4 protein-coding genes are annotated in these 13,662 nt (G+C 34.4%); 1 reads left to right on the top strand and 3 read right to left on the bottom strand.

All coding sequences use genetic code 11. The annotated features are described in order from the left end of the window. Positions 1–1,957 precede the first annotated feature (1,957 nt). The 3 genes from plsB to GFK82_RS00295 form a co-directional block, all read right to left on the bottom strand. Positions 1,958–4,426, bottom strand: coding sequence for a glycerol-3-phosphate 1-O-acyltransferase PlsB (gene plsB / locus GFK82_RS00285; RefSeq protein ID WP_226810962.1), 2,469 nt, complete (start codon positions 4,424–4,426; stop codon positions 1,958–1,960). Between the two features lie 1,259 nt (positions 4,427–5,685). Next, positions 5,686–9,285, bottom strand: coding sequence for a GT99 family glycosyltransferase N-terminal domain-containing protein (locus GFK82_RS00290; RefSeq protein ID WP_226810963.1), 3,600 nt, complete (start codon positions 9,283–9,285; stop codon positions 5,686–5,688). A 2-nt stretch (positions 9,286–9,287) separates the two neighbouring features. Beyond that, positions 9,288–10,616, bottom strand: coding sequence for an ABC transporter ATP-binding protein (locus GFK82_RS00295; RefSeq protein ID WP_226810964.1), 1,329 nt, complete (start codon positions 10,614–10,616; stop codon positions 9,288–9,290). 1,747 nt (positions 10,617–12,363) lie between these two features. On the opposite strand from GFK82_RS00295, the gene mnmA reads away from it, so the two are divergent. After that, positions 12,364–13,509, top strand: a complete 1,146-nt coding sequence (mnmA, locus tag GFK82_RS00300; protein ID WP_282101018.1) for a tRNA 2-thiouridine(34) synthase MnmA — start codon at positions 12,364–12,366, stop codon at positions 13,507–13,509. Positions 13,510–13,662 lie beyond the last annotated feature (153 nt).

Here is a 13,662-nt window from a genome sequence, read left to right on the forward strand (position 1 = left end):
GTTATTATGTTGATAGAGGGCTGTATATTGGAACGTTATAACATATAAAGTAGTGTTGATTAAGAAGAACTGTTATAGATTATAAATTATTTCTAAATATTAAAACTAAATGGGAAAAATGTACTATCTTTCCCAATATAAGAAATATCTCATATTAAGATTCCAGTATGGTTACGCATAATATTTAAACGGTATATCCTGAATACTGTATTGTTTTTTATATGTAAGATCACACTTCTTATGCCATGTTTAACTAAAAAGCGTTTGCTTCCTGATAAAAATAGAGAAGTATTCAGAAATTTACTTACGCCTGCTAGATAATGTTAAGAAGGGATAAGCATGTTTCTTAAAAAATCACCAAGAGTATCTAAACATCTAATGGCATTGTTTCTCACAGAAAGAGAAGTATTACATTTTCAATGTAATGCATTAGGATATTCGCACCTTACTTGAACGATACAACATTGTGATCAAGGATCACACTACAACAATATATGTACTCTATGAATTTAAGATTAACTGAATGACAGATATGATGTTAAAAACACGTTGTGGTACATTATTATTCTAAGAAAAATTCTTATACCTGAGAAATAACGTTTTTTATATGAAAATAGCATATAATATTGTCTCCTCTATGGAGAGGTTATATTCCAAAATAGCCGGCAGCAGTTTAAATCTAGTGAATGATTAACCAAATAAAATATTATTAGAATATATAAGAAAAGATTGCACTTATCACCAATTTTTAAAAGCACTATTTTTAAATAGATACCAGACTACTAACAGTAGTCTGGTTAGAAGGTGTAGAATTATTACACTATGTAATCTTAATTTTAAACTAAAAGCAATTCTCACTAAAGTAGAGAATGGCAATGTGTTTCCTGTTGATGTATTAATTTTGGGGGACAAATTAGCACGCGTGGGTATGTTTAATATGGTTGTGTATTTTAGATTGATGTGATCCTTGATCAAGAATCAGTGATATTCCTAGATCGGGGAACTCTAATCCGGATAGGCATAGAGTGAACAGCATCGACAAGCGAAGCAGTAAGAAAGCCATTCATGTGTCGGTTTATCTTAAACTGTAATATGTTTGTTATCCGAATTATAATAGATTGATTATTAATAATTTTATATGGAGATTATATAATCGTGATGACCATTTTCAATTTAAGTTAATCTATTATAAATAGGAAAAACGTGTGACGGTTGTGATTCAAATTATGGTTCACCTATGTTTTTATCTTTTAAATCTGTTAAAGATTTCAGCTTTTCTTCATCGTTATAGGAAAGCTGCATTCCTTCAAAGCAGGCAGGTTGTATTGAGTGCTGGACTCCTGATGTGAAGTTCCCCTAATAGGTTGTACTGTTATTACAGCAGACAGAGTAAAGATTTAGTCTACTTATTCCATATTGCAACGGATACTGCTCTTTTCTGTTCTGTTTTCCACTAATTAGTATATAGAGATAATAATTGTATAGGTAAATACTTTGCTAGGTATCCAGTACTGAAAATAAAATCTTTAATATCATATTCCTTACTGAGAAGTATCGGTTTTTGTTATCAATCGGTTCTTGTAAGTGAGATAGGATGAAAATTATTACTATCTAGTAATTGATAGAAAGAATTTCAAACGCTAAGTTAATAACTGTAAAGAGACTAGATGCTTAGCTATTAATAAAATGATGCTGAGAGAGCAATTCATTTATTTATCATATATGGGGGACGGATTTCTTATTCTTTAACAAGAAGGCTGACCTTGATTTTAATAGGCTAGTCTATAATCTTCTTGACATTTAATGTTTTTGTAAACCTCATTGGTACAACCTGAGATAGAAAAACCTAAGCTAGGTCTCTTGTAACGTATTTGCTAACATATTCAAAATTAAAACTGAAACAAAGCTGGCTAGTCTCTACTAGAGCGATTTTTTGTTTGGTATTACGCTGTTTTTCCTATGCGCGTTTTGTCGAAAGTGATGTGAAAGTCGGTTTGTTTGTTTGAAAATTAGCACTTTTAATGGTATTAAGCACATCTACTTCAACTAATTCGCTGAGAATCTCACACATTTCGCTGATCTTCTCATTGATCACATCGCCGGTATCTTTAAGATATTGTTCATCGCGTAGTTTTTCTACCAAGGTTGAAAATACTGCTTTATCAAAAAACTCTGGCGCATTAATGCCGTGGAGTATCGATAGTTGTTGAGCTATTCTCCGACTTTCTTTTTCTAACATCTTACGACTCCACTTGGGATTAGCATTCAATAATAAGAAAGTAATAGTATAGCGTTGTAATGTTTCGCTCGCACTAGCGGCTAAGAGCTTCAGATTATGAAGACGTGTTGGTACGGGATAAAGCAGTGTTCCTTTTATATCCACCAGCTTCTGTCGTATTAGTTCAGCAATGAGTTTATCGATAACAGTTGGTAACTGATGTGTACTGTAACGCATAAAAAGCTCCGCTTTTAAAAACGGGTATAATCGTAAGCATCGCTGCTGTATCTGAGCATGCTCGATAGCTGGGTGTCCGCAAATAATACTAGCTACCAGCGCTGGAAGGATGAAGAGATGCTGAATGTTATTGCGATAGTAGGTCATTAATATGGCTTGATCGCGTGATAAAAAAATAACATCATTAATAGTGTCATTTTTAATGGTAAATTGATTCATGGTTAACGCATGTGCTAAAAGTGCTTCCGGTGTTAGAGCAGGTACTGTGATATCTTGTGAATAGGGAACATTACGTAGTAGCTGAAGATAGCAGTGCAACTGCTCTAGCAGCTGCGGGCGAGTTAATGAGCCTTGATGCGAGAGGTGTACGCTAGAGCATAAATTGATAGCATTGACAGCTGCAGCATTATTAATCCGTACCATGAGGGTGGTTGCAATCTCATTTACTACTGATGATAACCAGAAGGGACGTTGGGCGTATATTGGATCGATTGAATCTCGCCACTGTGGTACTTGAGTTGATAACCAGGTTGCTAATGGTAGTGGTTCGCCAAAATTGACATAACCCTGACCGAGATTACGTAACTGGCATAATCCACGCATCATTTGCCAGAATCCTTCTTGCTCTTTAGCGGCGCCGCGTAATTCTTTAGCATAGGTTGCTACTTCCATTATACGTTCATAGCCGATATAAATCGGTACAAGGGTAATAGGTCGCTTACTACTCCGTTGACGAAGCATAGCCTGAATGGTCATGGTTAGTATGCCTGTTTTTGGTTTAAGTAGCCGTCCCGTCCTAGAGCGCCCTCCTTCAATGAAATATTCTACTGAATAGCCGCGGGTGAATAATTCCCCAAGGTATTCGCGGAAAATAGTGGAGTAGAGTTGATTACCTCTAAATGTTCTACGAATAAAAAACGCACCCAAGTGTCGAAAGATTGGGCCTGCCGGCCAAAAGTTAAGATTAATGCCGGCGGCAATATGTGGTGGTACAAGTCCATGATTATAAAGAATGTAAGATACGAGTAGATAATCCATATGACTACGATGGCAAGGAATATAAACAATTTCTTTTCCCTCTTCTGCCAGTTTACGGACTCGTGCTAAATTACGCACCTGCAATCCTTGATATAATCGATTCCAAGTCCAGCTAAGTATCCGGTTTGAGAAGCGAATACCTTCATATGAAAAATCAGCAGCGATTTCCTCCATAAGATCAATAGCGGTCTGTTTCATATTTTTCAAGGGGATTTTCTTGCTGTGCATTGCATCTTTTAATGATTTCTCAATGGTTTTAGAGTTCAATAGTGTATTAAAGAGTTCTTGACGTACTGGCAAGGGTGGCCCGGTTGTCACCAACCGCTGTCGGGCAAAGTGAATCCTTGCTACCCTTGCAAGTTTATGGGTAATAGACTTATCAGAACCGTGTTCTATGGCCATATCGCGAAGCGATATGGGTCTTGAAAAGCGAACGAAACTATCCCGTCCATGCCAGAGCACAGCAAAGAACTTTTCAATACCATTTAGCAGATATGGTTTCGATAGAGGATAATTAGATGGCGATTCCCTACCGGGTGAGCGCCCAAACATAACTGCTACTGGAACTAATTGCATATCTAACGCGGGATTGGAGCGGTGGAGATTAAGATACTTATGCAAGAGTGAAATAGATTTCAGGTTTTTATTATACCATGAGAATACACGGGGGGTATCATGAATAAAAACATATCTTGGCAGAGTGAGGCCTTCGATATGTAGCTGTGTCATTGGATCAGGCCAACCCTGTTTAAGGCATTGTATGCGAAGAACATATAGTACCGCTTTCGAATTATAAGGTAGCAAATATATTACGAGTTGTCGAGGATCAAGATTAACTTCACCGTGTGGATCAGTCGGAAGAATCTTGCTTCGTATTAGAAATCTTAAGGGTAAATCTAATAACTTGTCGTACATTCTACGCCAACTGAACATGTGTTTATAAAGCCTCTTGTAAAGAATGCGATTGAAGGATATTAAAAATACAAGGGAGGCATCACTGCAATAACAGTGGTAATGATTATCGAGGAAAAATCTATAAGAATTATGCCCTATCAGTTAGCATTTGAAAATGCACCCACGCTGGGTACCGGTTAACGAAGGGGCTTGAGGTAAAGAGATAAATGCTGTCTTGGCTATTCTTCTGACCACCTAGGTTCACTATTAGATATCCAAATCATTATATCATTATAAATGGTGTGTGAATTTGTGTATTTTTTTTGGTGTTCAATTTAAAATGCTCGCTCCATACTTTCACTATTGGGAAATTAGATAATGGTAAGGATTTATTATCTTATGTAAAACGTAAATGCATTTCTAATGCAGTGCTTTCGATTTATTCAGAAAGTACTTATACAACGTAAAAATGCTTTTTAAAAGTTTATGGATGCAACATTTTATTAAAATTAGAATTTATTTTTACATTGCGTTAATATCAGTGTGGTTTTTATTGGTTGTCAATTCAATGGAACACTATTCTTATAGACCATAGTAATCATTTTACTAGTTGCTTACTGATAAATAAAACTTTTCTTACGTCTATAATGTAGAGGTATAAATACTCAACTAGTATTACCTTAAATTTAAGATGAGGGCATATGTTATCATTTTTTTGATGAATGCATTAGTAAGCTATGATAATGTATGACTCCATGAAAACAGTAAAGTTTTCTAGAGTTCTTATTATTGTCTTGCGGTATTCATTCCATCTATGGAATATCTTCGTCTTAGATTTTTTATGAAATGTTGTGTATTAATCGATGTTGTGTCTTGTAACATATACAAAATTTATCGAGCATTTTTGTCTATTGCCAGTAGAAGTCAACGTTCTTGAGTTTTTTTAAAAATATAATATCCATTTCCATACTTTTCTTCACGGCGTTTACATGAGATAATTTTCTATTTCTGTATACAAGCAATCCATATTAAATATAGGTATTATAGAAATCTAGGATTTTGTATACGTTTTTCAGAAAGTGATCAGGATACAGAAAATATTTTTAAGTGGTTTTATATGGTTTTCAAAGAAAGACAATATATCTCTATTTTTAACAATCATTATGTTATGTAATTTTATAAATGTCATAATGTGGATATTTACGATATGATATTTGGTCATGTGGATCTAATCGAGTTATTACTGGAAGTATGTATCAAATACATTAGATCTAAATGAATCAATCAACATATCCAAGTTATGGCTTAAGTATTTCATGAATGGCTTTATGTGAAAGCAATCTCTTTATACGGCGTTGTAGACGATATGGTACTAGTTTAAAAATCAATGCCAATAACGGATGCGTGCTTATTTTCCATAAAATAGCCAGCAATTTTTCTTTATAGCCTTGTGGTCTTTTAGAAAAAGTAGGCACAACCTCAACATACTCAGAAGAATAAAGTGAAGCGAGTAATGATTTATAATCTACACGTTCTAACTTACTTTCTCGTAACCATTGTGGTTGTACATAATTATATTGATAAAATTTTTTACTTCGTTTAGACAAGGAGATATCAAGTAGTGATGATTCATCCTCGCTCGAAAAAAAGGAGACGGGATCATCACGAAAACTTCTCCACATTTCACACGTTGTCTTAATAGATGTATTCCAAGCAATTATTTTAGTATACTTACGACCTGTAACTCTTTCTGAAAAAGCTCCAATATTTGGTACGACTATTGGCAACCCTTGCTCAAGAGCAATACTCAATGTATAGCTATAGGTTTCTGGCCACTGTGCTGGAAACCAGATAACATCTGGTTTAATATAATTAAGTTTCTCTTCTAGATCCTGAGAAGTATAAGCACCATGGCATTTAATTGCGCCTCCTAAAGTACGAAAAGCATAACCAAGAAGATGAAATTCTATGCCTTGATCCTTGAGTTCATTAGCCACTTCATCTAAGATCAATGCTCCTTTTTCACGGCTTATAGCCCCTATTACTAATACTTTAAGTATTTTCCCGATTTGGAAGGGGAATGTAACGGTTTGATAAGGATCATTAACTTCAAAATCAGGATGCCAAGCAATGATGCTTTTATATTCAATATTGGGGAAGTCGAGCATAAAACGCACTTGGGTATCAGTAGAAGGGAAAATGATACGCTCAGCACCTTCAAGCCATGAGGATAATTTTATACGCCATTCTGTAGCAGAAACTCCTCCAGGAATAGGATAATGTTCACTACAAAGAGTATCTCGATGTGCAATATCATTGCCAGAAAAGACACCATTTTTATCCGTAAGTGTTGGATTTGAATTTATACAATAGTAATCATGAATTGTAATATCATACCCACATGATAATTCATGATGTAAAAAAAATATTTTATCAGGAATATTAATTAGATGGTGAAAATGAATATGACCAATGCCAATAAAGCGAAGTAGGTTTATTAGCGTGTCATAACTATAAGAAATATCAATGATAAATTTTTTTTTATATGTCGTATCATTAATATTTAATGATAAAGAAATACGATTTTTTTCTGCTTCTGGTGCTAGAAGCAAAAAATGAATCTCTTTCTTATAAAAGTTAACCAACTCATTGAGATGATGTGTAACACCCCCACTCATATTGTGAGAAATTAATAGAACTTTTTTGATATTTTTTTTAGCCAATATCTGTAAGATCAGCTGTTCTCGAGCTTGTTGCGCCGGATCTTTTTTAATAAAATCCATCATGTCTTTACTATAATTGGGGTGAAGTATATTTAATAATTCTAAAGCATGTTTTTTTCGTGAGTGTTGCTCATGACAGAAGCTTACTCCTCCTTTATGTTGAATAAATACATTTAGTTGGTGAAAATTTTTCCATCCAGCCTTGATAGCTCTCTGGCACCAATCATTTTCTTCACCATAGCCACGACCAAATTTTTCAACAGAAAAATATCCGATTTTATTTAAACAATCTCGACGGATATACATGCAACAACCGACTCCAGTGGGTATTTCTAGTAAGTTATTGATGTGTCCGTAAGCGGAAAATTGTTCATCAAGTTGCTTGACATCTAACCCCATGAAAAGCTCATTATCTTCACAGAAATTAGGAAAACTGCAAATAGTTGCGTTATTAGAAAAAGGAGTAATGCTACCTAAGCGATGTTTGCTATAAGCAGCTTTTCGAATACGTTCGAGACAATCGTTTGCAATTTTAACATCATTATTTAATAACAATATGTCTCGATTCAGATGTAACTGCATGCCACGGTTAGCCGTAGCAACAAAGCCTAAATTACGTGGATTTTTTAAAAGAGTAAATCCCCCCTCTTTCTGAGAATGTTCATGTAACCATTGCGTTAATTCCTGATCAAGAGAATAGTCATTAATAACAATCAATTCAGCCCAATCGGGTAGTATAGCTAAAACAGATTCAATACATTCTTGAGTTTCTTTTAAACCAGCATAGACCGGAATAATTATATCAACAAGAAACCCTGAATCTATTTTTATATTTTTTTTTGATATTTTCTTTTTAATTTTTTCAATACGTTCTTCTTTTATCTCTAGCTTTGTTTTTAATCTTTCTGAGATCTGAGTTGCTCTGTGTAAATTGGAAATAACAGTATTAATTGGTGTGTTATTTTTCCATTCTATAATAGAATTATTAATGAAGTGTATTTTTTTTAACTCTGTATTGGAATTGAGTTTATAATTCCAATTATTAACATAATAATCTATGTGTTTTTCTATAATGCTCATTTCTGAAGGGAAAGATAATCGAAATCGGATATAACCAACATCAAAAAGAAGATTGAATGGAACTAAATAGGAGAACAAATAAAATGCTAAACGCTTTTTTCTCTCAAGACTATCTGTAACATTACAAAAAGAATAGGAACAATCTCCCATGATTGTAGTGGGAACATCTAACAGCATTGCTTCAAGTCCAACACTGGAATTAATAGTTAGAATATGTTTACAACGAGTAATAAAATCAATACTAGTTGTAGAATCGTCTATTTGATCCAATCCTTGATTTAATGAAAAATGGCTGCTTGGGTGATTGCGAATAAGTTTTCGACCTAAATTATGGCAGGCTGCATAATCAAGTAATGATTGATTATTAAATGTATTGCTAAATGCTAGAATATTTGAATCGTTTTCAACCTGAAGAACAATTCCCACGTCATATTCTGGTAACGTGATATCTAAATTGCTTACGGAATGATTATAAAAAAAGTCACGAAGTGTTTTAAGTTCATATCTATTACAAAAACAAAGAGCGCTTTCTTTTACTGAAAGAAAGCGTTTTTCTGCTTCGGTATTACCATTAACACCATGAAAATCAAAATATCCCGTTGATAAATAGTGAGGATGTCTTAAAGGACCAAGTTCTAAATTTATTACTCGTATATTTTTTTTTGTAGCCACTTGATTTAGTGAGGGGCAATTACACCAAGTTAAAATACATTCAATATCACTTACATTTTTTAATGCTTTATCGATTTCCGACATTAATCTTGGAATTTCTTCTGTGATAAATCTTTTAAATAGATAATCAGGATTGTTAAAGCAATCTTTGAGATACTCCTTGAAAAACGACTCGTCAATAATACTAAAATTCTCTTGATTGATTGATAAAAAATCAGGAAATTGATAACCTAATCGCGCTTGACTTTCTTCGGTCATTTCCCAACGTTTATTTTTCTTCCATTGCTCTATGGGGGTTAGATACTCTTTTCCCATAATAAAATATATAGGTTCTTCTATGGAAGAGAGAATACGATAGAAAAACCATAAGTAAGAAGCAGTTAAACCACGAAATGGAAATCCAGGAAGGAAAATGCTAATCATATTTATGTCTCATTCGTAATAATTTGTATAGGCGCATAAATAACCCCTCCAAGCTTGCGTGATGACCAATATTTTATTTTTGCAATTGGTCTTCGTTGATCTAACTCTTCGCGTTCTCCGTTGTTAAAACACGCTAAACCACAGTGAATTAGATAGTCACCTGCATTAATTGGCAAGCTTACTTTGTATTTTATACACTGAGTTCCCTTTATCAAACATAAAGAATGACCGGCTCCAATATTATTGTCTCCCCAGATATCCCCACCTTGAGAACGTGAAATAGAAAGACCTAAGGCTACATTATCTATGTTTTTTGCTGAAGTTAGCGTGAAACAAAAATCGAGTATCTCTCCAGATTTTACTGGCGAGTTTTCCGTTAATAGCATTCCATTTTCCTTAATGATGGAGAAGTCTTCAATAATCGCCCTTCCGCTACCGAAGCGTTTTTCATTAATTCCTGTGTTTCTTGAAGCATGTTGTAATGCTTGGAGATGTTCGACACTTAAAATTGTCGAAGATACTAAAGTTTTAGTTTCACATGGGGTACTGTTATCTTCTTTCTCTGAAATGAGCATGCCTTTTTCATAAGCTAAAACTGCAGCTAAAACATCTCTAGTATCACTTATTAATAAACCATTGTTCATGACCAGGCAACGGTCACTATATTCAAGAATACTATTTGTTGAATGTGTTACTAGAAGAATAGTGGTACCTTGCTTTTTTAATGTTTCCATATGTCTAAAGCATTTATATTGAAAGCCTATATCTCCGACAGCTAAGGCTTCATCAATAATTAAAACATCTGGATCAATACAGGCTTGTACCGCAAAAGCAAGTCTTACGTACATACCACTAGAATAGGTTTTTACAGGTTGATTAATAAATTCACCAATATCTGCGAAGTCAAGTATATTTTGAAATTTTTGATCAATATCCTTTTTTGTTAATCCTAAAATACTTCCGTTTAAATAAACGTTATCCCGACCAGTGAATTCTGGATTAAAGCCAGCTCCCAACTCAAGTAAAGCAGCAATACGACCATGAACTTGAATATCGCCTATTGTTGGTGTCAATGTACCACAGATCATTTGTAATAAAGTTGACTTTCCTGCTCCATTCTGTCCAATTATTCCAATAGTTTCACCCCGATGAATTGTGAAAGAGACATCACGTAGTGCCCAAAACATACGAAAATATGTATGACCATGACATTGAATAATTCTTTGTAGTTTGGGTAAAAAAAACTGTTTTAATCGATCCCGAGGGTAAGAATAAATTTTGTAACATTTGCCAAGCCCAGTAACTTGAATTGCAATTTCTTTAGAGGACATTAGTAAACTCCTTTCGTCTTTTAAAGATATCCAAGTAAAAACATGCTTTATCTATCTAGAAGATAGTGTTGATATCATAAAATACAGTTTTAATTCTCTATACCAATAGAGGTCATTTTAATATAGTTCTAAATATATCGATGTTGTGTGATCCGAAGATTTGTTCTCTGAATAGATATGAATAAATGTTAAATATATTTTTACATGATCATTATATTAAATGGAGTATACCATTTGTTTTTTAATCGTGGTTAGTACCTGATTAATTAGATATTCTAGTTTGATTATTTAAACAGTTTTAATGTGTGATGTAGTTGAGGGTAAAACATTACCATGATTTATCTTTATTTCTGGGAAATATGTCTCTGTATCTATTTGGTTAAGTTTAATGCTCTCTCTAGAGAGAGCATGTATTAATGGTAAAATCTGATAGTGCAAGCATGAAATTTCAGTTCTCTCATCACTTATTATAGGATACCATCCTACTCTGTAGGAGTCTTGAATGACTCTCGGAAAACACAATACTTTTTCTCCGGTTTAAACAAGGTGTGTGATCTTGTATATGTTTCTATATAGCGCCTGATCTTGAACAGATATAGAGCGTTATTGATGTAGATATAAAATCGAGGATTTTTATGAAATAAAAAAAGCATATAAAAGCTTAGCAGTATTCACTATTGAATATGCAACTAGTTTTATTGTTTTTATGTAGAGATAACGGGTTTTTTAAAAAAATCGACATGTAACATGACTCATGCCAATTTGTTACTGGCGAAACGTTTTAAATGCGATGGATAGTAATTGATCTCTATCAATATTAAAGACGATGATCTATGTACTATGTTTTTTTGATGCGATGTGTTTGAAACATCGCTCGATTTTTATTCTTAATAGTTTAGACACAGGTAATAGTTAAGAATAAAAAAACTATTGTCTCACCTAAGAAAGCATGTAAAAAAGTCATATTTACATTCGACTAATCTTGTATATATATCGATATAAAAACGTATTAATTAACTATCGATTTCTTTATAATAGAATATTACACAATCGCTTAGGCACATATTAGAAACTCCTATTTTTAAGTTATTTTTCCTCTTTCTAAGAAAGAGGTTGAGAGAATACTGTAGCGATATTTGTGTATGGTACCATAACTAGGCGTCTACTTACATTAGTAGACAGTAAGATAATGCCATTGAATTTCATGAAGGATTGTTAAAAAATTAAAACTTATTTTTTTGAAAAAAACCATATTCCCCCCTGGGAAGGGATATCTAGTGTAAGAAATGAAAGTATTTCAGATATAGTGTTTAACCCTATAATTTTTTATTAGAATAAGGTAATAAATACTGAGATTTTTTATGAAATGAATGACTTAAATCTTTACTTGTCTTACCTGTGCAGACAGGTGTAATTATCATTGCCCCTAATCCCATGGTAGGGGGGTGAGATTGTATATAGAGTAAAATACTCGCTACTTTCTACGTAAGATAGAAGTATAAAAAGGCACAAGTAAAAGCACAATAAAGCAATATATATAAAAACAACTCCATTGCAGTTTGTTTGGTATAATTTGCATATATTTATTCACGCTCTGCGTTATGGTTGATAAACTTTCTCTAGACGTGCTTCCTGAGCAGGCTCAGTTCCTGGTCTTAGCCTAGTAGTGTGGAATACATGTGTTTTTTGCTCCTGTAAGGATTGGTTTTTAATTGTAATATAACATGTTTTTTGATTTAAGGTGCTTATCCCCCGAGTTAAATATTTTATTCGTGAGGAACCTATGTCAGGTAATAGTCAAAAGAAAGTAATTATAGGGATGTCCGGCGGTGTCGACTCTTCTGTATCGGCTTGGCTCCTGCAGCAGCAGGGGTATCAAGTAGAAGGGGTTTTTATGAAAAATTGGGAAGAAGAAGATAACGAGAAATATTGCATGGCGGCAATTGATCTTATCGATGCTCAGTCGGTCTGCCATACTCTCGGAATCAAGTTGCATACTATTAATTTTTCTGCTGAATATTGGGATAACGTTTTTATATATTTTCTCGCTGAATATCAGGCAGGTCGTACGCCTAATCCTGATATTCAGTGTAATAAAGAAATCAAATTTAAAGCGTTTTTAGAGTTTGCAGCTGAAGAACTGGGAGCTGATTTCTTTGCTACCGGTCACTATGTTCGCTGTACTAATATGGGGGGTAAAAGCCGCTTACTGCGTGGTCTGGACCATAACAAGGATCAAAGCTATTTTCTATATACACTAGGCCAAGCACAGCTTTCGAATTGGATATTTCCGATTGGAGAACTAGTTAAAGCAGAAGTAAGGCGCATTGCTGCTACACTGGGTCTATCGACTGCTGCTAAAAAAGATTCCACGGGTATCTGTTTTATTGGTGAGCGGAAATTTCGTGATTTTCTCAGGCGCTATCTACCTATGCAGGTAGGTGATATCGTATCAGTTGAGGGTCGGAAGATGGGGCGACATGAGGGGTTAATGTACTATACCTTAGGGCAGAGAAAAGGACTAAGGATCGGCGGTACTCGCGATGGTACTAAAGAGCCTTGGTATGTAGTGGATAAAGATGTTAATAAAAACTGTTTAGTGGTCGCCCAAGGCCAGCAGCATCCACTGTTAATGTCGAGCGGTCTTATAGTTAATCAAGTGCACTGGGTGGATCGTGAAATGATAACAAAAACCATGAGATGTACGGTAAAAATACGTTATCGGCAGCCTGATATGCCTTGCTTAGTAACGCCGCAGTCTAATGGATATTTACAGGTAAAATTTGACCACCCTTTGACCGCTGTGACACCTGGACAATCGGCAGTATTTTATTTGGAAGAACGTTGCCTAGGCGGGGGAATTATTACAATGCGTCATCCATTAACTCACTGAACAACCATAGCTTGAGAGAAATACATTCGCGTTATCACCCCCGCCTGCACTTGGTACTCCTGAATAAAGAAACCTCTATGATGAAGATGCTTTATTGAGATATTGTAAATCATTGATTAGTAAAATCAATCAAATTTTTTTAGGCATTCATTA

It is taken from the genome of Candidatus Steffania adelgidicola (assembly GCF_020541225.1).
Classification (GTDB): Bacteria; Pseudomonadota; Gammaproteobacteria; order Enterobacterales; family Enterobacteriaceae; genus Steffania; species Steffania adelgidicola.

Coding starts and splice junctions, on each gene's coding strand:
- plsB (WP_226810962.1), bottom strand. CDS start 4,426: ATGTTCAGTTGGCGTAGAATGTACGACAAGTTATTAGATTTACCCTTA.
- GFK82_RS00295 (WP_226810964.1), bottom strand. CDS start 10,616: ATGTCCTCTAAAGAAATTGCAATTCAAGTTACTGGGCTTGGCAAATGT.
- GFK82_RS00290 (WP_226810963.1), bottom strand. CDS start 9,285: ATGATTAGCATTTTCCTTCCTGGATTTCCATTTCGTGGTTTAACTGCT.